The organism is Rhodococcus sp. 66b (assembly GCF_002076325.1).
Lineage (GTDB): Bacteria > Actinomycetota > Actinomycetes > Mycobacteriales > Mycobacteriaceae > Rhodococcus_F > Rhodococcus_F erythropolis.
On sequence record NZ_MUZB01000001.1, the window covers coordinates 580,441 to 601,028 of the forward strand.

At 62.7% G+C, this 20,588-nt stretch carries 19 protein-coding genes; 9 read left to right on the top strand and 10 right to left on the bottom strand.

The window, feature by feature from the left end:
* Positions 1–11 precede the first annotated feature (11 nt).
* Positions 12–2,495, bottom strand: coding sequence for an FtsX-like permease family protein (locus tag B0E55_RS02600; RefSeq protein WP_080909018.1), 2,484 nt, complete (start codon positions 2,493–2,495; stop codon positions 12–14).
* On the bottom strand, positions 2,495–3,277 hold the full coding sequence (locus tag B0E55_RS02605; protein ID WP_019747152.1) for an ABC transporter ATP-binding protein: 783 nt from the start codon (positions 3,275–3,277) through the stop codon (positions 2,495–2,497). The genes B0E55_RS02600 and B0E55_RS02605 overlap by 1 nt, the downstream gene beginning before the upstream one ends.
* A 109-nt stretch (positions 3,278–3,386) precedes the next feature.
* Here B0E55_RS02605 and B0E55_RS02610 point away from each other — a divergent pair, with 109 nt between their 5' ends.
* The 4 genes from B0E55_RS02610 (at position 3,387) to murJ (ending at position 8,157) form a co-directional block, all read left to right on the top strand.
* Entirely contained in the window at positions 3,387–4,625 is a 1,239-nt protein-coding gene (locus B0E55_RS02610; RefSeq protein WP_241895990.1) for a sensor histidine kinase, read from the top strand.
* Positions 4,613–5,254, top strand: a complete 642-nt coding sequence (locus B0E55_RS02615) for a response regulator transcription factor (protein ID WP_003945784.1) — start codon at positions 4,613–4,615, stop codon at positions 5,252–5,254. Before B0E55_RS02610 ends, B0E55_RS02615 begins: the two co-directional genes overlap by 13 nt.
* Before the next feature lie 161 nt (positions 5,255–5,415).
* The gene (locus tag B0E55_RS02620) at positions 5,416–6,444 is read left to right on the top strand and encodes a beta-ketoacyl-ACP synthase III (protein ID WP_003945837.1); all 1,029 of its coding nucleotides are present in this window, start codon (positions 5,416–5,418) and stop codon (positions 6,442–6,444) included.
* A 96-nt stretch (positions 6,445–6,540) separates the two neighbouring features.
* Positions 6,541–8,157 carry a murein biosynthesis integral membrane protein MurJ gene (gene murJ / locus B0E55_RS02625; protein WP_241895991.1) on the top strand — a complete coding sequence of 539 codons (1,617 nt, stop codon included), beginning with the start codon at positions 6,541–6,543 and terminating at the stop codon, positions 8,155–8,157.
* On the opposite strand, the gene B0E55_RS02630 is transcribed toward murJ, so the two are convergent.
* The 3 genes from B0E55_RS02630 to B0E55_RS02640 form a co-directional block, all read right to left on the bottom strand.
* Entirely contained in the window at positions 8,143–9,297 is a 1,155-nt protein-coding gene (locus tag B0E55_RS02630; protein WP_021333167.1) for an alkaline phosphatase family protein, read from the bottom strand. The genes murJ and B0E55_RS02630 overlap by 15 nt on opposite strands.
* A gap of 135 nt (positions 9,298–9,432) precedes the next feature.
* The gene (locus B0E55_RS02635) at positions 9,433–10,206 is read right to left on the bottom strand and encodes a VOC family protein (protein WP_019747156.1); all 774 of its coding nucleotides are present in this window, start codon (positions 10,204–10,206) and stop codon (positions 9,433–9,435) included.
* A gap of 261 nt (positions 10,207–10,467) precedes the next feature.
* Positions 10,468–11,412 carry an alpha/beta fold hydrolase gene (locus B0E55_RS02640; protein WP_080909020.1) on the bottom strand — a complete coding sequence of 315 codons (945 nt, stop codon included), beginning with the start codon at positions 11,410–11,412 and terminating at the stop codon, positions 10,468–10,470.
* Positions 11,413–11,556: 144 nt separating this feature from the next.
* Here B0E55_RS02640 and B0E55_RS02645 point away from each other — a divergent pair, with 144 nt between their 5' ends.
* Positions 11,557–11,769: a hypothetical protein gene (locus B0E55_RS02645; protein WP_241895992.1), complete on the top strand. Its 213-nt coding sequence runs from the start codon at positions 11,557–11,559 to the stop codon at positions 11,767–11,769.
* Here the strand turns inward: B0E55_RS02645 and B0E55_RS02650 are convergent.
* Complete coding sequence (locus tag B0E55_RS02650) at positions 11,751–12,512, bottom strand: SDR family NAD(P)-dependent oxidoreductase (RefSeq protein WP_080909021.1); 762 nt, start codon at positions 12,510–12,512, stop codon at positions 11,751–11,753. The two genes, B0E55_RS02645 and B0E55_RS02650, sit on opposite strands and share 19 nt — an antisense overlap.
* Positions 12,513–12,717: 205 nt before the next feature.
* Here B0E55_RS02650 and B0E55_RS31630 point away from each other — a divergent pair, with 205 nt between their 5' ends.
* Positions 12,718–12,876 carry a hypothetical protein gene (locus B0E55_RS31630; RefSeq protein ID WP_019747160.1) on the top strand — a complete coding sequence of 53 codons (159 nt, stop codon included), beginning with the start codon at positions 12,718–12,720 and terminating at the stop codon, positions 12,874–12,876.
* A 113-nt stretch (positions 12,877–12,989) separates the two neighbouring features.
* On the opposite strand, the gene B0E55_RS02655 is transcribed toward B0E55_RS31630, so the two are convergent.
* On the bottom strand, positions 12,990–13,835 hold the full coding sequence (locus B0E55_RS02655) for a glycosyltransferase family 92 protein (protein ID WP_080909063.1): 846 nt from the start codon (positions 13,833–13,835) through the stop codon (positions 12,990–12,992).
* Between the two features lie 106 nt (positions 13,836–13,941).
* Here B0E55_RS02655 and B0E55_RS02660 point away from each other — a divergent pair, with 106 nt between their 5' ends.
* From B0E55_RS02660 to B0E55_RS02670, 3 genes are all read left to right on the top strand, one after another.
* A complete protein-coding gene (locus B0E55_RS02660) occupies positions 13,942–15,177 on the top strand; it encodes a cytochrome P450 (RefSeq protein WP_080909022.1) in 1,236 nt (411 codons plus the stop codon).
* A complete protein-coding gene (locus B0E55_RS02665; protein ID WP_021333171.1) occupies positions 15,174–15,737 on the top strand; it encodes a TetR/AcrR family transcriptional regulator in 564 nt (187 codons plus the stop codon). The genes B0E55_RS02660 and B0E55_RS02665 overlap by 4 nt, the downstream gene beginning before the upstream one ends.
* Before the next feature lie 99 nt (positions 15,738–15,836).
* The gene (locus B0E55_RS02670) at positions 15,837–17,750 is read left to right on the top strand and encodes an alkyl/aryl-sulfatase (RefSeq protein WP_029254603.1); all 1,914 of its coding nucleotides are present in this window, start codon (positions 15,837–15,839) and stop codon (positions 17,748–17,750) included.
* Positions 17,751–17,786: 36 nt separating this feature from the next.
* Here the strand turns inward: B0E55_RS02670 and B0E55_RS02675 are convergent, their stop codons facing one another.
* From B0E55_RS02675 to B0E55_RS02685, 3 genes are read right to left on the bottom strand one after another with little or no spacing between them, the layout of a single operon-like run.
* Complete coding sequence (locus B0E55_RS02675) at positions 17,787–18,407, bottom strand: L-threonylcarbamoyladenylate synthase (protein ID WP_019747165.1); 621 nt, start codon at positions 18,405–18,407, stop codon at positions 17,787–17,789.
* Between the two features lie 26 nt (positions 18,408–18,433).
* A complete protein-coding gene (locus B0E55_RS02680; protein WP_019747166.1) occupies positions 18,434–18,859 on the bottom strand; it encodes a MerR family transcriptional regulator in 426 nt (141 codons plus the stop codon).
* A gap of 35 nt (positions 18,860–18,894) precedes the next feature.
* A complete protein-coding gene (locus tag B0E55_RS02685; RefSeq protein WP_019747167.1) occupies positions 18,895–20,394 on the bottom strand; it encodes a SulP family inorganic anion transporter in 1,500 nt (499 codons plus the stop codon).
* Positions 20,395–20,588: the final 194 nt, after the last annotated feature.

The window sequence follows — 20,588 nt, forward strand, 5'->3', positions numbered from 1 at the left end:
GGTAGTGCCACTCAGTGGTTACGCACTCCGTCCATCGGGTTCTTGCGTAGGGCGGCGCGCGTCGGGATCGCGATGGAGACAAATCCCAGAACAGCGGTCACCGCGACGATGGAACCGTAGATCGCCGGTGAAATCGCCGGGATCGGCTGCCCGGACACCGCTACGGCGATGCCCATCAGAGGCGGCAGGGCGATCAGTGATCCGACCACGACGGCGATTCCCACCACCATCAACGACTCGATGCGCATCATCGCTCGGACCTGCCTCGTCCGCGAGCCCACCAGTTGAAGGAGCGCGAACTCGCGGGAACGCTCGGCAGTGGCGGCGACCAGGGTGTTCACGACGGCGACTGCGAGATAGCCGAGCAGGACGAGGACGGCGAGGATGCTGACCCACGACTGCATACGACGCTGATCTTCGCCCGCGGCCCCGAACTGGTCCTGGTTCATCGCGGCGATCGAGGGGAACGAGCGCAACGACTGCTGGACTTCGGCCGACCGTCCGGGTTCGGCAGCAACCAGAACGGTGTCGATCAGAGCGTCGGTGGAGTGCTGACGCAAAGTCTCGATCGGCATGGTCACGTCCCCGAATCCGAGGCCGCGACCATATTTTGCGACGACCATCGGATGCACCAGTGTGCCGTCCCCTAGATAGAGGTCGACGCGCTGACCTACCTTGGCTCCGAGTGTGAAGGCGCCGTCTTCGCTCACGGCAACGGTATCGCCGGTCAGAGCGCTCAGGTCGCCCTCGGTCACCGCGAGATCGAGGGTCGCGTCGGCGCTGGCGGCGTCGATGCCCTGGGCAGCGATCGCGCTGTCGGCTGAGCCGCCTTCCTCACCGCTGGGTACCGGCAGGACTTGACTGCGGACCACCGGGTTTGCCGCACTCACTCCGGGCACCGATGCGATCGAGTCGAGGAGCGAGGGAGCGATGCCGGCCGGCGCGCCGACGATCAGGTCGGCGGTGACGCCCTTGATCGACTGGTTGGTCGCCTCGGCGGCGACGGTGCTCTGGCTGAAGAACTGCACCGAGCCCAGTGCGATTGCGAGAGCCAATGGAACAACCGCCGACGAGAGCCGTCTCGAATTGGATTCGGCGTTGGCGGCAGCGAGAACTTTGGACGCCGACCCACTACGGCGCAGTGGACCGCCGATCACCTTGATGATGCCGCGCACCAACAAGGGGCCGAGCAGCGCGACCGAGAAGATCAACAACAGTGCACTCGAACCGGCTCCAGCGGCTGCCACGCTGCCGGGCAGGAAAGCGGGGAGGATGCACGCGCTGAGACCGGCGGCACCGAAGATCAGCCCGGTGACGATGCGTCCGCGGCTCAGTTTCGCCGGGCCGCTTTCGGATTCGCGAAGCGCTTCGACTGGGTCGAGCTTCGCCGGTCGTCGTGCCGCGATCGCCGCTGCCGCGCGGGCAGTGAGTACGCAGATCAGGAATGCCGCGATCGCCGGAAGTGGGCTGTACGCCAACGCGAAATCGGTGGGCATGACCCCGGCGTCGGCAAACTGTGCACCCAGGAATCGGGCGAGCAGGTATCCGGGCACCGCGCCGAGAGCTGCCGCCGCAGCAGCAACGAGCAGCACTTCACGTCCGATCATGACGTGGACTTGTCGCGTGGTGGCCCCGATTGCCCGCAGCAGAGCGAACTCTCGGCGTCTGGCGTTGATCGAGAGCGACAGCGTGCTGGAAACGACGAACATACTGACCATCAACGCGAGACCGGCAAACGACGCGCAGAGCACGATCAACTGGGTCCGCGCAGCACCGGCGTCGAGGAATTCGATGCCTCCGCGCGCAGTGCCGGTCGAGACCTCCGCGCCGGTTCCGGCGAGTGCATCGCGGGCGAGAGCGGCAGCATCCATGCCTGCGGGAGTGATCAATCCGACTGCGGTGACAGCGTTCTGGTGCGGCCACAACCGTTCGGCCTCTGCGTCGTCGAGGAAGACGAGTGCCGGACGGTCGGGTGACGGCACCGAGGCCGAATCAGCTGTGCCGACGACGGTGTACTCGTCGGCTATCGCGCCGTGAGCCAGCGTGATTTGCTCGCCGAGCGCGGCGCCCGTAGTCGAGACCACCTCGTCTTGGCTCTGCGGAGCGCGCCCCTCGGTGAGCGAGTACGGCGCCAGTTGTGCTGTGTTCCAAGGATGTGCGTCGAGTACGACGCCCTCGGCGGTGCTGACGGGGACGGAGATGTCGGGAATCACCGTGACATCGAGGGCATCGAGCTTGCGGACGGTATCGCCGTCGAGGAGAACTCGCTCGGCAAAAGGCTGATCGGCGTCTTCCTTGACCTCGAGCGCCTGTGGTGCACTCACGACGGCGTCGGCACCGGCGTAGAGATGTGGTGAGACTCCGCCTCGCACTCCCGATTCCAGCAGCACACCCAGACCGCAGGTGAGGAGCGCTGCGCAGAATACGGAGACGAACACGGCGACGAAACCGGAGCGATGCGCTTTCAGGTGCGCAAAGGTGTGCGCTTTCATCATCACCAGTCCCCGAGGTGTGTCATGCGCTCGGCGATCTGCTGCGGCGTCGGGCGGTCGATGTGCCCGACCAGTTTCCCGTCGGCGAGGAACAGCACACGATCGGCGTACGACGCGGCCACCGGGTCGTGCGTGACCATGACGATGGTCTGATCGAACTCGGCGGCTGTCCGGCGCAACAACTCCAGAACCTGCTTGGCGCTGCGGGAGTCGAGGGCGCCGGTCGGCTCGTCGGCAAAGAGTGCGTCGGGGTGAGTGACGAGGGCGCGCGCGATGGCGACGCGTTGCTGCTGACCGCCGGACAGTTCGGAGGGTTTGCGCTTGCGGTGCGATCCGAGTCCGACGGATTCGAGGACGAAGGTCAGGTACTGCTTGTCGGCTCGTCGTCCGGCGAGGAGTAGGGGGAGCGTGACGTTCTGCTCGACGTCGAGAGCGCCGAGCAGGTTGTAGGCCTGGAAGACGAAACCGATGTGATCGCGACGGAAGATGCTGCGGGCCTTCGGCTTCAGCTGTGAGATCTCGGTGTCGCCCAGCCACACCGATCCGCTGCTCGGTCGATCGAGCCCTGCGGCGCAGTGCAGGAAAGTGCTCTTGCCCGATCCGGACGGGCCCATCACGGCGGTGAAGGTGCTGCGCGGCAAGGTGAGGCTGATGTTGTCGAGGGCGGTCACGGCGCCGCGGCCGTTGCCGTAGATCTTGCTGACGCCTTCGAGTCGCACGGCGGATGTTCGGGCGGCCGTGGCACCAGGGGCCGGCGGGGCGAGGACCGAGTGTCGATTCTTCATGGGATGAACGCTATGGAGATTCGGCATTCGTCGACATCCAGCAGGGTCCCGAATCAATGGTGTAGCCAGCTGTAGTGGATCGCGGCATCAGGTGCGGCATGCTGGGGCAGTGAAGAAGAGAACCAGGGCTGCGGTGTACGTGCTCGTCGAGGGTGCGGCAGCCGTGGTCTCCCTGTTCTTGCTGATGGTCGGTCTCATTCTGCTGTCGCTCTCGATTCTGATCGTCGGCTGGTTGCTGTTGCCGTCGTACGTGCGGGTGCTCCGGTGGTGGGCGGGTCTGGCCCGCACGAGAACGGCTGCGTACACCGGACGCCCTGTTCTGCAGCGATACCCACCGATGCCCGGCAATCCGACCTTCGGGGATTGGCGCCGGTTCCTCACCGATCAGTCGACCAGGCGCGACGCGGCCTGGCTGTCGATTCATGGTCTGGGGGCTTTCGTCGCGGCGATGCTGACCATTGCTCTGCCACTCGGTGCACTCAATTCGATTGCCGTCCCGCTGTACTGGCAGCAGATGCCCGCCGGTGAACCCGTCAACAATCCGTACCCCGTGACGTCGTGGTTGGGCGCTGCCGGAATGCCGTTGATCGGCATCCTGTACCTCCTGATCGCGTGGTGGTTGGTCCCCGCGATGGCGAAGTGGATCAGCTGGTCGACCACGACTTTGCTTGCGCCGGACACGCGTTCGGACCTCTCGAAGCGCGTCACCGCCCTGACGGCCAGCCGCGCTGCGGCGCTCGACGCACATTCGGCCGAACTCAAGCGCATCGAGCGGGATCTGCACGACGGCGCGCAGAACCGTCTGGTCGCGGTGGTGATGATGTTGGGGATGGCCGAGCGGTCGTTGCAGAACAATCCGGACCAGGCTCTGCCACAACTGCATCGTGCCCAGGATGCGGCCACCGAGGCGTTGAGCGAACTCCGGACGTTGGTGCACGACATCTACCCGCCGATCCTCGACGAGTTGGGTCTGGAGGGCGCGATCTCCGCGCTCGCCGGGCGCTCCGCCGTGCCCTGCGTACTCGAGATCGACGAACTCCGCCGTGCCCCGGCTGCCGTCGAGGCTGCTGCGTACTTCGTCGTCGCCGAGGCCTTGACCAACGTCGCAAAACACAGCGGAGCGCGCAGTGTCACCGTCACGGCACGGACGGAGGCGTCGGACGACTCGTTGGGTGAGACGATGCTCATCGACGTGATCGACGATGGTCAGGGCGGCGCGAACGAACGCCCGGGCGGCGGCGTGGCGGGTATCCGACGCCGGGTCGAGGCTTTCGAAGGAACCGCAGTATTGGAGAGCCCGGAGGGTGGACCGACAACGATGAGGGTGGAACTACCATGCGGATTCTGATTGCCGAGGACGACGCTCTCCTGCGAGAGGGGCTGGCACTGCTGCTCCGCGGAGAGGGCTTCGAGGTGTCTGCCGTCTCCGACGCCGCACAGTTCCTCACGGTGTTCGAGGAGACCGCCCCCGACGCCGCGGTGCTCGACGTCCGGATGCCTCCTACTTTCACCAACGAGGGGCTTCGAGCGGCGATCGAGGTGCGCAAGCTTCGCCCGGGCTTTCCCGTCCTGGTCCTTTCCGCGTACGTCGAGGATCGCTACGCCGGTGAATTGTTGGCAGGAGGCGCCGGCGGGGTCGGGTACCTGCTCAAGGAACGGGTCGGCAAGGTAGCCGAGTTCGTCGACGCATTGAACCGGGTCGTCGACGGCGGAACCGTGATGGATCCCGAGGTTGTATCCCAACTGATGAGCCGTCGACGCGCCGACGATCCGATCAGATCACTGACCCCACGCGAGTCCGAGGTTCTCGGACTGATGGCGGAGGGGCTGGGAAATCAGGAAATCGCCAGGAAACTGGTCGTCAGCGACACTGCTGTGAGCAAGCACATAGGAAATATCTTCGCAAAACTCGGCCTGTCGGCTTCCGAAAGCGGGCATCGTCGTGTTTTGGCAGTTCTAGCTCATTTACGCGCCTGATCGTGGATCTGGACTACATACCTGACCGAAGCGTAATGTGAGCCAGCCTCATGTTGTTGCCGTGATCGAACGGTGACCTGAGAGGCAGGGGCTTATGTCCTGTACGTAACGTGTGATGTCGAATGCGCGTCATCACCAGAAACCAACGAGGAGATCGATCAATGGGTAAGCCGATTGCCAGTGTGGCCGGAGGTCGGCAGTCCGTCCTTCTCGGGCTCGGCGTTCACCGCCCGGAGCGAGTCGTGACCAACGACGAGATCTGCGAGCTGATCGATTCCACCGACGAGTGGATCCAGACGCGATCGGGTATCAAGTCGCGCCGGTTCTCCGGCGAAGGTGAAGGCATCCTCGCGATGTCGATCAGCGCGGCCCGTAAAGCACTGGACGTCAGCGGCATTGCTCCCGAGCAGATCGGCGCCGTGATCATCGCGACGTCGACGTGGGACCTGCAGACTCCTCAGGCTGCGTCCATCGTCGCCCACGAGCTCGGCATCAAGGGTCCGGCTGCATTCGACGTCGCGGCAGGCTGCGCCGGTTTCTGTACCGCCCTTGCCGTGGCCAGCGACCTCGTTCGCGGCGGCACGGTTGATCACGTACTCGTCGTCGGCGTCGAGTTGATGAGCGAGGCCACCGAGCCCACCGATCGCAGCGTTCGCTTCATCTTCGGTGACGGCGCAGGCGCAGTTGTCGTCGGCCCGAGCGATACCGTCGGAATCGGCCCGGTCGAGTGGGGTTCGGACGGCAGCCAGTCCGACGCCATCGTTCAGGAGCCGAGCTGGCTCGACTACACCAAGAACCCGACCGGACCTCGGCCGTGGATCAAGATGGCCGGTACCGCGGTGTTCCGCTGGGCTGCCTTCGAGATGGGCAAGGTCGCCACTCGCACCCTGGAGAAGTCGGGGCTGGGTATCGAGGACATCGACGCTTTTGTGCCGCACCAGGCAAACCAGCGCATCAACGAGGTCATCGCTCGCAGCATGAAGCTGCCCGAGGGCTTCCCCGTCTCCAACGACATCGCCGAGACGGGCAACACGTCCGCGGCCTCGATCCCGCTCGCCATGGAGCAGATGCTGCGCGACGGCCAGTGCAAGCCGGGCGACAAGGCATTGCTTCTCGCCTTCGGTGCGGGTCTGTCCTTCGCCGGCCAGGTTGTCGTCATGCCGCCGTTGGCTGGAGCGGAATCAGCCTGATCTTCTCTCGTGACGAGCGCCTCGAACCCCACGGTTCGGGGCGCTCTTCCGTTTCCGTCCAGATCGTCGAACCTCGCGCTGTGGCACCCTGGCCAGATGGTCGAAAGTGCGGGGGAGTCCGAACGTACGGGTGTGACAGGCGGCAGCTTGGCGAAGATGGGCGGGCAAGTGGCGCTCGCCAGCACGGTCAGTCGGATCACCGGCTTCGTCCGCACCCTTGCCCTTGCCGCGGTCCTCGGCATCGCCCTGGTCAGTGATGCGTACAACGCGGCCAACAGCTTCCCGAACATGGTCTATCAGCTCCTCCTCGGCGGGATTCTCGCCAGCGTTCTGCTTCCGTATCTGACACGGCAGCGAAGTCGTGGGCGGACGCTCGAACGAGAGCAGACGCAGCGCGTTCTCACCGTCGGAGCGCTTGCTCTTGCGCTCGTGACGGTAGTGGCGGTGGTGTGCGCGCCGCCTCTGGTCTCGGCCGTGATCGATGATCCGGCTCAACGAGAGTTGACGACGCTCTTCGCGTACTTGCTTCTGCCGGAGATCTTCTTCTACGGCGTCACGGCGATGATGACGGCAGTACTCAGTGTTCGATCAGTGTTCGGCGCGCCGGCCTGGGCCCCGGTGATCAACAACGTCGTCCTTCTGGTGACGGTCGCGGTCTTCCTGTGCATCCCGGGGCCGGTTACTCTGACTCCCGAGTCGATGACCACCGCGCAGGTTCTGGTGATCGGTATCGGCACTCTGCTCGGGATCGTGGCGCAAACCGCCGTCGTTGCTCGAGCGCTGCACCGCAACGGGTTTCGGTGGCGCCTTCGCGTGCGGGTCGTACCGCACACCTGGCGCCCGGTGCGCGTCGGGGCGCCGTTGCTCGGTTGGGTACTTGTGTACGTCGTTGCCGGTCAGATCGGTGTGTGGGTGACGATGAAGGTCACTCTCTCCCGTCACGTCTACTCGATGTACACGCACGCGGATCTGCTGTTTCAAGTGGCGTACGGCATTCTCGGTGTGTCGTTGTTGACGGTGCTGATGCCGCGGATCGCCAGGTCGGTTGCTGCGGGTGACGACGTCGGCGTCGTATCCGATCTCGGCCGGGGAGCCCGGTATTCAGTGGTGGCGCTGATTCCGGTGACGGTGGCGCTCATGGTGTTCGGCCCCTCGTTGACCACCTTGATCTTCTTCGGCCGGGTCGACGGCAGCAGTGCCCGGTTGATCGGGACGGCCGTTGCGGTCAGTGCATTCGGGCTGGTGCCTTTTGCGATGGTCATGCTTCAGCTTCGAGTGTTCTACGCCGACAACAACACCCGAACTCCCGCGGTGATCGCGCTGGTGATGGTGATAGTCAAAACAGCGCTCGTTCTACTTGCGTCACTGTCCGCGAGTGACGAAACGCTGTTCCTGGCCGTCTGTGCGGCGGGCTCGTTCTCCTACGTGTGCGGAGCGGCGCTCGGCCACATCCTGCTTCGAAAGCGATATGGGCTGTTGGGATTCCGTCGCGTACAGGCCACCGTCGGAAGGATTTCGGCGGCGGCAATTCTGGCAGGTTGTTGTGCGCTGGCTTTGGTGGTGGCGGTTCAGAACCGAGTTCCCGAGCCCAGGCTTGCTGCTGTTATTTCATTGTCGGCGGGTGCGGCCGTCGGTGCCGTCGTCCTGTTGGGCGCATGCAAGGTCGTCGGTGTTCCCGAGATTCGCCGGGCTCGGGCCCTACTGTTGTCCTGAGGACAAGAGCGGTACCAGCAGTTCGTCCGGAGTGAGGGCGCCGTGCTGTCCACGGAGGCCGGACAGTCCCGATTCGACAGATCGACGTACGACGGCCACGTCCCCGGACGCAATGGCGATGACATCACCGATCCGGCCGTGATACTCGGAATGCACTGCAGGCCCGAACAATCCTGCGACTATGCCCTCGGATCTCGTCCCGATCCACATGCGGTCACCCAGTTCGGCGCGCCAGCGGTCCGCAACATCTTGTGCAGCGCCTTCTCGGGTGTGGATGTGACGACATCTAGGTTCACCGGCAAGAGCGAGTACATCTTTGGACAGAATCGGAGTGTTGTCGAAGTCGATCTTGTTCTCGTCCAACACGTCGACCATTCCGTGGTCTGCCGTCACCAGCAATCTCACGTCCGGACCGAGAGCGGCGGCGAGTTGCTCGACCAGTCGATCGACAAGCATCAGTTGGAAAATCCACGGCTCGGACTCGGGGCCGTAGACGTGGCCGAGTGCATCGATCTCGCTGATGTAGCAGTACGTGAACGTACGGTCGGCAGATTTCGACGCGGCCACGGTGCGAGCGAGGAGGTCTCCGTATGCCTGGATTCCGGCGAACTGGGCGCCGCGCATTCCCGCCCGGGTGAGGCCGCTGCCGTCGAATTTGGACGGAACGACGGTAGTGACGGTGATGCCGGCGGCCGCGGCACGATCGAAGGTCGTGGCCTGCGGCTGCAGGGTCTCCGGGACGATGGAGTCGGTCTGAGATTCCTTCTTGCCCGCGCTGTGCCAACCCAGCCAGTTGAACACCGAATCGGCTTCTTCGACGTAAGACTGGTAACCGGTGATTCCGTGCGCCCCCGAGGGCAGCCCGGTCCCCAACGAGACGATGCTGGTGGCCGTCGTCGTGGGGAATCCTGCCCGTATGGGCGTTCCGATCAGTGAGTTCAGGAATGGTGCGTGTTCGGCGTTGCGGGCGAGCAAGTTCGCGCCCATCCCGTCTACCAGCAGAATTACAGTCTTCTGGCTGGGCTGTAGATCGAGACGGTTCGCTTCGCCGCTCACTCCGAGAGAAGCGAGTACCGACGGCGCAAGCGTCGACAGAGTCGGCTGCGAGTACACATCGAGGAGAGGGGCGGGGGCGGGCATCCCATGAGATTAGGCGTTGGACGCAGAAAACTGCATACCTTCTGGGCGAGTGTTCAAATCCGTGCGGTCAAATCGGGACTTTCCAGATGATCAGCGCGCAGAGACCGCGGGCCGGTGCGGCCTCTGCGCGGAGATTCACTCCATGATCGTGGAGATCTGGAACTTGGCACCGAGTGGATCGGCCACCGACGCGAGACGGCCGAAGGGCGTGTCCTCGGGATCGCGCAAGACGCTGCCGCCGAATTCGACGACCTTGGCGACGGCCGCGTCGGTGTCGTCCGCCCCGAAGTACACCTGCCAGAACGACGGCACCTCTGCCGGGAGGAACGAGCTGGCATCCATCAAACCGGCGACGACGGTGTCGCCCTGCTTGGCCTGTGAGTACCGGAACTCGTCGCTGTCGCCGATGGACTCGTAAGTCCAGCCGAACACGTCGGTGTAGAACGGCAGGACCGCGGCGTAGTTCTTGGACAAAGTCTCGTGCCACACCGGGGCTCCGGCCTCGCCGACCAGACCGAAGCCGTGGTGCTGATCTGCCTGCCAGATACCGACGACTGCACCGGCAGGATCGCCCACGATCGCCATGCTGCCCTGGGGACCGACCTGCATCGACGGCATCATGATCATTCCGCCCGCGGCTTCGGCCTTGGACGCCGACGTTGCCGCATCAGTCGAGGAGATGTAGGTGGTCCAGACGTTGCCGTACGGGTTTCCCTCCTGCTGAGGTCCGAGCCCGGCGATGGGCTGCCCGTCTTTGCTGAAGATCGCGTAGCCGCCGTACTGCGGGTCGTCGTTTGTGTCAGTCTGCCAACCGAACACGTTGGTGTAGAAGGATTTGGCGACCTCGGTATCGGAGCTGGTGAGGTCGATCCAACAGGGTGTTCCGTCGAGCGCTGTGCGTGCGGGCATCTGAAACTCTCCTTTACCGAAACGGATACACAAGTACGGGTCGCGCAAATGCTTGGCCGAGGAAGGCGCGAATCTCACGCTACGCGCGTACCCCGACACATTCCCAGGGCTCGAGAGCTTTGGAGTATTTGACCGTTCGCGCTTACCGGTGGGCCGGACCTGCCGACGTAGTCGATCGCCGAATCGTCCTTGATACGCCGAAGTTGATGGGGCACTTGCTCGATCGACAAGGCCGTTCAACGGGTGTGGTGCCGGTACGTGTCAGCTCGTGATCAGCCCCGTGCGATCGAGCCACGCGAGCGCATGACGGGTGAACTCGTCCGGAATCTCCAACTGTGGGGTGTGGCCGGTGTCGCCGAGAATGATGGTGGTCCAGTGTGGATGTGCGGTAGCAGCTGCCCGTGCAGCCTCGACCGGGACAAGACGATCGCGATCGCCGTGCATCAGGAGTGTCGGAGTCGTGATCTCTCGCAGTGTCTTTCGATAGGCGGCCGGACGGGCGAGGGTCATCAACAGTGACCGTGCTGCCTGCAGGAACTCGGCATCCTGAGTGGGTTCGCCGCGACGAATCGCAGTCAAGGCAGCGCCCGCGTCGAGGACCGCGGGGTCTGCTCGCGTCGGATCGGCAAAACACAATCTGGTCATCTGAGCGGCCAACTGCCGGTCGGACATCTTCCGGCGTCCGAAGCCGAGAACCTGCTCACCGACGTACGGCATCGAGTAGAGCGCGAATTGGGCGGCGACGGTCAGATCGGGAAGTTGGACGGGCAGTGGGAGCGCCGGATCCACCAGCACCAGGCCGGCAACTGATTCGGGATTGGCATGGGTCGAGATTGCCGAGACCATTCCCCCCATCGAATTGCCGAACAGGACGGCAGGTTCACCTACTACTGTCTCGAGAAAGCGATTCAGGAGTGCTGCGTTGGCGTCGACGCCGGTGTGCCGCCCACGGGCAGAGGTGAGTCCGAATCCGGCGAGGTCCAGTGCGTACACACGCGTGCGCGCCGCCAGCGTCGGTGCCACCCGCACCCAGTTCAGGTGCGAGCCGCCCAGACCGTGAACGAGCACGATGGGCGGCGCTCCGCTGGGACCGCCGAAGTCGATCCAGTGAACATCACCGCCGAGGTCGGTGATGTTGCTTGTCCCGCCCCACGGGTGTGTGAGGGTGCTTCCGTCGGCGGGTTCGGCCGAAACAGCGGATTCCATACCTGACAGGATGCACCGAGGCGCGGTTCCAGTCACGCTCTCGTCCCGGTTCGGTATCCGAAACTGTGTCCTCGATCACGGATTATCGGGAAGCTCGGGAAACGGGCAAAACGGAATTTGACTGGTGTCAAGTACTTTTCGCGGTTGTCATCGCTTTCCGGCGGCCGTGGTGTGCGTCCGGCGGAGGTCGGTTCGGGCATACTGAAAACCATGTGGTGGATGGTCGGGCTCATTGTTCTGGCCGCGCTGGTTTTGGCATCCGTTCTGGTCGGTTTCGTTTTCCGCCGCCCGATCGCCGAAGCCAAGTCGGCGGTGCTTGCCTTCGACGACGCCAGCTCTCAGCCCCAGCGCGACTGACCACCGTCGAGCGGAATTGTTGCTCCAGTCAGATACGCGGCATCCGGGCCGACCAGGAAAGCCACCGCGGTGCCGATGTCCGTTTCGCAGTCCCCGATCCTCCGTAGCGGAATCCCGGCAACAAAAGCGGCAGCCTCTTCCGGACGCGCATCTGCCCAACGCTGTAGCCCGGGCGAGGATGCATGAGGAGCAACCGCGTTGACTCGGATCCCGTCGACGCCCCATTCGCACGCTGCTGCGCGACTGAGGGCTCGGACGGATTCCTTCACGGCCGCGTATCCGCCGTAGCCGGCGGCGTCCCAACGGACGGCCACGGAACTGACCATGTTGATGATCGCCCCGCCGCCGCGTTCCTTCATGAACGGGTAGCAGGCTTGCATTGTTCGCAGCGTCGCGACGGGACCGGAAGTCAATCCGTCGGCAAGGCGCTCCGGAGTGAGGTCGAGGACGTTGCCGAGCGGGTTGAGGCTGGCGTTGTTGATCAGGATGTCGACGCCGCCGAACAGTTCCACGGTTCGCGCCACGGCAGCGGTGATGGAACCCGCGTCGGCGATATCCACGAGCACCGGTTCGGCACGGCCTCCGCGTTCGGTGATCTGGTTACATGTGACGACGAGTTTCGACTCAGTGCGGCCCGCCACCGCGACGGAAGCACCTTCCTTGGCAAGCGCAAACGCAACACCCTGGCCGACGCCTTGCCCTGCGCCAGTGATCAGGGCCACTTTTCCATCCAACTTGCCCACTGCTGTTCTCCTGCTCGTCATTCAACGGTTCCCGAAGCGTTGTCCGAATCGCGCATTGTTACTCGTGGGTTCCCGCTGGATGAGATGTGAGTTACGTCCCACTCAACGGCACCGCTTCAAATTTCGGCTGTCTTACGTATATTGTGAGCGCCGTTACATACCGGGCGCGCGGACCGCGTACACATTCCATGATGAGGAGCTAGACATGGCATTCACCACTGGCAGCAGCAAGACGGACCTGGCACAGCTCGGCGACTTCCAGAAGATCATTGCAGGCCTGGGCGGCGTTCTCGTCGGCATCGGCGCAGTTGCTGGTCTTCTCGGCGCAATCGGTGGCGCAGGAAGCTCGCAGCCGAAGGCTTGATTGCTTCGCTGAACCGGATTTACGGCCCCCGGCCCGCATTCTGAAGGCATTGCCTTCGTGGATGCGGGCCGGAGGTTTATCTGTACCTGAATACCTGTGTCTTGCAGGCACATTCAATTCTGTGATACGTCAATTGCCGCCGGAACATCCACACCTTCTTCGTGGACTTGGGGTCCGAAGTTCGGCAGCGGAGTGAAGTCGAGTGCCGCCTCCGAACCGCGGTAATGGCGGAAGTAGAAGAGGGATCGGTCGGGCCGCACCAGGCTGTCCGGTTCGCTTGTCTTCCATCCCCAGTGGACGTCCGCTCGCAGAATCTCCGACAGCCTCACGATGTTCTTGCAGCCGTGGCTTTGCAGTCCAAGGCATTTCAATTCCTCGACGTCTCGCAGTTGCCCGTCGCGCGTCCACCTGGATTCGTAAACCAGAGCATCGAGAACGACGCGGTGCGAACCCGCTTGAGTAACTCCGGCAAGTAGAACCTCCCAGTCCAATCCTGGTGCGTGTTGGAGGTATTCGTCGGCGTCGACGAATGCTGCCCATGCGACGGTGTCGCGGTACCGGCTCACGTAATCGACGTAGGCCTCTACCTGTCCGTGCACGATCCGACCGTCCGCGTCGCGCGGTTGCCAGTCGACGATCGTCACCGGAAGGTCGTGCAGTTCTTTGCGGAATGCGACCTGAACTTCACTGTCCGACATCGATCGGGTGAAGGCGCCGTAAGAGTTGCCTCTCTTGTCCTCGCTGCGGCCGTGCCAACGGTTGAGGCTGAATGCGCTTGTCTTGCGGGTGGACCCGACGGAACCGGTGTTGTCGTAGAGAACAACCTCCCAGCCTTGCTCGATGTGGTGCAGGCACCAGTCCCTGATGAAGGGGAGATGTTCGCGGGGGAGTAGGACCGCAACCACGGCGCGGCGTCCGGTGGCAGAGCTGTTCAGGTGGTTCTTCGGATCCGTGATCACCCGACACACGATAGTGCTCCGCGTGGAAGCGGGTTACTCGATATTGATCGCAGAAATATTAGTCGTCAACGTTGACACATCTATCAATTTGTCTCATAGTCGAGTCATGACAACATCTGTGTCACATTCGCCACGGTTTGTTCCTTCCACCGGGGAGTCCTGGCGTTCGCCCTGGGCCATGTACGACGCATTGCGCGAGAACGACCCGGTGCACAACGTTGTGCCGGAAGCTGCGCCGCAGGACGACTACTGGGTGCTCACCCGTCACGAAGACGTCTACAACGCCGCTCGCGACTACGAGACGTATTCGTCGGCAAAGGGATTGACCACTGTCTACGGTGAACTCGAACAGATCGGGATGCAGGACAATCCGCCGTTCGTGATGCAGGACCCGCCCGTGCAGTCGGAGTTCCGGCGCATGGTGTCGAAGGGTTTCACTCCGCGTCAGGTATCGGCGGTCGAGCCGATGGTTCGCGAATTTGTCGTCGAACGTATCGAGGCGCTGAAAGCGCGTGGCAGCGGCGACATCGTCGTCGAGCTCTTCAAACCGTTGCCGTCGATGGTTGTCGCACACTATCTGGGTGTACCGGAATCGGACCGTGACCAGTTCGACGGCTGGACCGAAGCCATTGTCGCTGCCAATTCGGCAGGTGGCGTGGCCGCGGCAGCGACGACGGCGCAGGCCGCCACCGGTGAGTTGATGATGTACTTCGCTTCGCTGATCGAACGCCGCAAGGTCGAACCGGGTGACGACACGATTTCGCACCTACTCGCCGCTGGACTCGGTGAAGACGGCGACATGTCCGGCCTGCTGTCGATTCTGGGCTTCGCCTTCACCATGGTGGCCGGTGGAAACGACACCACGACAGGAATGCTGGGTGGTTCGGTGGCGATGCTGACCGAACGCCTCGACCAGCGTCATATCCTGCTGGACGATCCCGCATTGATCACCGACGCGGTCGACGAGTTGCTTCGACTCACCTCGCCGGTCCAAGGACTGGCACGCACCACGACGCGAGATGTGGCCTTGGGTGGCAAAGTGATTCCAGCAGGACGTAAGGTTCTGCTGATGTACGGTGCGGCCAATCGTGATCCCGAAAAGTACGGACCCGACGCGGCGGAGTTGGACGTCTTGCGTCGACCGCAGAAGATTCTCACCTTCAGTCACGGCGCCCACCACTGTCTGGGGGCGTCGGCAGCTCGGATGCAGGCTCGAGTTGCGTTGGAAGAGTTGCTCTCCCGGATTCCAGATTTCCATATCGACGTCGACGCGATGCAGTACGCGCCGGGCAACTACGTGCGCCGTCCTCTCACAGCGCCCATGTCGGTGACCCGGCCGTGAGCAACGACTGGCTCGGTGAGGGGCGCGCCTTGGCGGCAGCCGAGAAGATCCTCGACAGTGCGGCGCAACTGTTCGTCGAGAAAGGTGTCAACGCCGTCGGTATGGCGGAGATAGCCTCTGCTGCAGGATGTTCCCGGGCCACCCTGTATCGGTACTTCGAGAATCGGCAGGCCCTTCACATTGCATTCGTTCACCGCGAAGCGCGCAGGCTGGGAACTGCGATCGCGGAATCGGTAGCGACCATCGATGATCCGAGCGAGCGTCTCGAAATGGCGATGCTCACCGCAGTGTCCGCGGTGCGCAGCACTCCGACGTTGGCTGCATGGTTCACTCCGGGTGATGCGAGTCTTGCAGGTGAACTTGCCAATTCATCCGACGTCATCAACGGACTGGGCGTCGCGATGCTCGGTGAAATCGGAGCAGGCACAGCGTCACGAGCACGCTGGATCGTGCGAGTGATCCTTTCGCTGCTCATGGTGCCGGGGGCGGATGAGAACGACGAGCGGACGTTGGTGCGTGAGTTCGTTGCTGCGCTGTTGAACGCTGGACGAACCACGTGATCATCCCTTCCGGGTGATGCGCGAGGACTACGTGGCGATCGAGGATGAACCGGTATCCAGACACAGGACACCGCGAGTTCCCGAGGAGCGTAAGAGAAGATGACTACACCATCCGAACTCGACCCCAAGCCCGCTACCGAAGCGACTCGCCTTGCGAATGCCCAGGTCCTCCGTGATCTTCCGTTCGATGACACATTCGACTTCGAACTGATTTCTCGCGGTCTGGTAGCGCCGCTCATCGACGGCGGGTTGGTCAAGGGTGACAAAGGACAGTTCATCTTCTCCTACGACGCCTACGGGTTCGCCGACGGCGAAGCGCCGGACACCGTCAACCCGAGTCTCTGGCGCCAAGCCACTTTGATGGGAAAGGGCGGCGGGCTCTTCAAGCTTGCCGATCGCCTCTACCAGGTGATCGGCCAGGACTTGTCGAACACGACGATCATCGAGGGCGATACCGGGTTGATCATCGGTGACACCCTGATGTCCGCGGAAACAGCCGCTCTTGCGCTGGAGTTGTACTACCAGCACCGCCCCAAGGTCCCGGTCAAGGCAATTATCTTCACACACTCCCACGGCGATCACTTCGGCGGAGTCAAAGGATTTGTCACCGACGAAGAGATCGAGTCCGGTGCCGTAAAAGTCTATGCACCAGACAGTTTCACGGAGGAAGCGATCTCCGAGAACGTGCTCGCCGGAACGGCGATGACGCGTCGCGGAATGTACATGTACGGATCATTCCTGCGTCCAGGCCCGCAGGGGCAGGTTTCCGGTGGTCTCGGACTGTCCACGTCGCACGGCACGTCGACGTTCGCGGTGCCGACCGACGTCATCACCGAACCGGTACACGAAGAAGTCATCGACGGCGTGCGAGTGACGTTCATGCTCGCGCCGGGCACCGAAGCGCCGTCCGAAATGTTGTTCTATCTACCCGATTTCAAGGCGCTCGGGTCAGCGGAGGACGTCACGCACACAATGCACAACCTGTACACGTTGCGCGGCGCCAAAACTCGCGACGCCAAGGCCTGGTCGCACTACGTTCGTCTGGCGATGGAACTTTTCCCCGACGTCGAAATCATTTTTGCGCAGCATCATTGGCCCACGTGGGGCAACGACAAGATCTTGAAGCTGATGTCGGATCAGGCAGACCTGTACAAGTATCTGCACGATCAGACGTTGCGTCTTGCCAACAAGGGACTGACACCGGTAGAGATTGCCGACCAGATCGAGGTACCCGACGCCATCGGAAAGCAGTGGTACAACCGCGGGTACTACGGCTCGCTCAGTCACAACGTCAAAGCGATCTACACCTTCTATCTCGGTTGGTTCGACGGCGTTCCGGCTCACCTCAATCCTCATCCGCCGGTGGAGAACGGCAAGCGCTACGTCGAAGCCGTCGGCGGACCCGATGCGCTTCTGACCAAGGGCAAGCAGGCGTTCGACGACGGCGACTACCGCTGGGCGGCCGAGCTGGTGAACCATCTGGTGTTCGCCGATCCGAGTAACCAGAAAGCGCGAGAGTTGTTGGCGGACACGTACGAACAACTCGGCTACCAAGCCGAGAACGGTACGTGGCGCAACTTCTACCTGGTCGGAGCGATGGAATTGCGGCATCCGCTGGCACCGATGCCGTCCAACAACCCCACCGGCCCGGCCGTTGTCGCCGTGATGCCTCTCGAGCAGATGCTGGACTTCTGGGCAGTTCGCCTCGACGGTCCCAAAGCTGCCGACGTCGACCTGTCGTTGCGATTCGTGTTGTCGGACACTGCTGACAACGTCCTGGTCACAGTGCGCAACGGCGTGCTGAATTACGACACGGACAAGGCAGATGCTTCGGCCGCCCTGACTCTGACCTTGACCCGTGCCGTGTTCAACGAGGTGTATCTGGGAACGACCTCGCTCACCGAATCCATCAAGGCCGGAACGGCAAAAGCTGTGGGAGATCAGTCTGAACTGGAGACGTTCATCTCGCTGCTGGAGGACTTCGATCTGTGGTTCGACATCGTGACGCCGTGACACGTTGCCATCCGTGATGTGGCACGGGCGGGGGGATCATTCGAAACGGGAAGGATCTCCCGCGCCGACGCGCACGATCTCGGGGGCGCCGGACGAATAGTCGACCACCGTGGTGGGCTCGGTTCCGCAGTCACCCGAGTCGATGACGGCGTCGAGTTGGTGGTCGAGTTCTTCCTTGATCTGCCAGCCGTCCGTCATCGGCTCCTCGGCGCCGGGCAGGAGAAGGGTGCTGGAGAGGATCGGTTCACCCAACTCTTGCAAGAGCGCCCGCACTACCGGGTGGCTGGGGATACGCACTCCGACGGTCTTCTTCTTGGCGTGTGCCAGTCGACGCGGAACTTCCTTCGTGGCGGGAAGGATGAACGTGTACTGCCCAGGCGTAGCCGCTTTGACCGCCCGGAACGCCGAGTTGGTGACGTGGACGAAGTGCCCGAGCTGCGCGAAGTCGGCACAGACCAGCGTGAAGTGGTGATCCGACCGCAGGTGACGGATCTCGCGGATCCGATCGGTGCCCGAGTGATTGTCCATTCGGGCACCCAGGGCGTAGCAGGAGTCGGTGGGGTAGGCGATGACCGCGTCGTTGCGCAGCATTTCGACGATCTGGCTGATCGCGCGCGGCTGCGGGTTTTCCGGGTGAACGTCGAAATATCGGGCCATCAACCCAGCTTAGTTCAGCTTGCAGATCACGAATGCCGTTCACCGTTCAGACTGTGGTCGGCGAGCAATCCCGTCAGCTCTTCGGCGTAGGCGAGTTGCTTACGTAAGTGTGTGCAGCTTTCTTCCGCCCGGGTATGGCAGGCGGTGACGAATTCGGTTGCGGCGGTTCGTGTTGATGCGTCCGAAGCTTCGTCGCCGAGCACTGCCAGGGAATTGAGGAGTTGTTTCATTTCTTCGAGACTGAATCCGAGCGGCTTCATTCGTCGGATTACCAGTAGCCGTTGGACGTCCGCCTCGGTGTACAAGCGGAATCCTCCGGCGGTCCGCTCCGATGGAGTGACCAGACCGACCTCGTCGTAATGACGGATCGTCTTGATCGACAGTTCGGTGCGTTCGGCAACCTGCCCGATCTGCATGTTCTGTCCCTGGACCGCATGTTCCGGCTCAGACATCACTCCTACTTTCGTCGCGCTGGGCTTCCATACTCTCAGTGACCGTCACCCAGGCGTCCGGACAGGCGCAGATGGCGCTCGGCCGATGCGTCGTCGAGCCCCACGATCTCGACATTCTTGCCTCTGGCCGCGTACTTGGTGGTGATCGCGTCCAGTGTCGCCACGGTCGACGCATCCCAGACATGCGACTCGGACAGATCGATGACAATGTTCTTCGGGTCGTCGACATAGTCGAACTGGTAGATCAGATCGTTGCTGGATGCGAAGAACAGCTCGCCTCGAACCGCATAGACACGGGTGTCCTCGTCCGGATGAGCGACGTCGATCACTTCGGTGAGATGCGCGACGCGGCGGGCGAAGATGACCATCGCGGTGATCACTCCGACGATCACGCCGTAGGCAAGATTGTGGGTCGCGACGGTGACCGCCACGGTGACCAGCATGACCAATGTCTCGCCGATCGGCATGCGGCGCAGGGTCTTCGGATTGACGCTGTGCCAGTCGAAAGTGCCGACCGAGACCATGATCATGACGGCTACCAATGCGGCCATGGGAATCAACGCCACGACATCGCCGAGGCCGACCACGAGTATCAGCAAGAACACGCCCGCCAGGAAGGTCGAGATTCGAGTGCGAGCGCCGGAGACCTTGACGTTGATCATGGTCTGGCCGATCATCGCGCACCCTCCCATGCCTCCGAAGAAGCCGGTGACGATGTTCGCGACGCCTTGGCCCCACCCTTCTCGGGTCTTGTTCGAGTGAGTATCCGTGACGTCGTCGACGAGCTTGGCCGTCATCAACGATTCGAGGAGGCCGACGAGCGCCATGGCCAATGCATACGGAGCAATGATCGACAGTGTGTGCATGTCCAGAGGGACGTCGGGGAACAGTAGCGTCGGCAGGCTCGACGGAAGCTCGCCCTCGTCGCCGACATTGGGGACGTTGAACGCGAAAACGACTGTGGCGGTGGTCAGTAGCACGATCGCCACCAGTGGAGCCGGGACCGCGCTGGTCAGTTTCGGCAGGAATACGAGTATCAGGAGGGCGACGGCCAGAAGTGGGTAGACGAGCCACGGAACATCGATCAGGTGGGGGAGTTGGGCAATGAAGATCAAGATGGCCAGTGCATTGACGAATCCCACCATGACGCTGCGCGGGATGAAGCGCATCAGCTTGGCGACGCCGAGGAGGCTCAACACGATCTGGAGCAGGCCGGCCAGAAGGACTGTCGCAATCAGGTAGTCGATTCCGTACTCGCGCGTCAGTGGAGCGACGACCAGTGCGACGGCGCCGGTAGCTGCGGAGATCATTGCGGGTCGTCCGCCGACGACGGCGATGGTCACTGCCATCGTGAACGACGCGAACAGTCCTACCCGCGGATCGACGCCGGCGATGATCGAGAACGAGATCGCCTCGGGAATCAGTGCCAACGCCACGACCAGTCCGGCCAAAACTTCCGTTTTGAGACGGCGAGGTGACCGGAGCGCGGCCCGAACCGAATTGTCGTTGGTGGATGAAGCGATGGTTACTGCCATGAGATTCCGTCCTGACGAGGTTCTCATACTCTACCCTCCCGTAAGGGTAGAGTATGAACGGAGTTCTCGCTACGGCGCGAATTCCTGTCGAATTGTGTTTCCCCGCAGTGAATCTCGAACTGCGAGATTGATCGAGAGAGGCAAGGCTCGCGGTGGCGGTCAGATGTGACGACCAGTAACCCTTACCAATTATT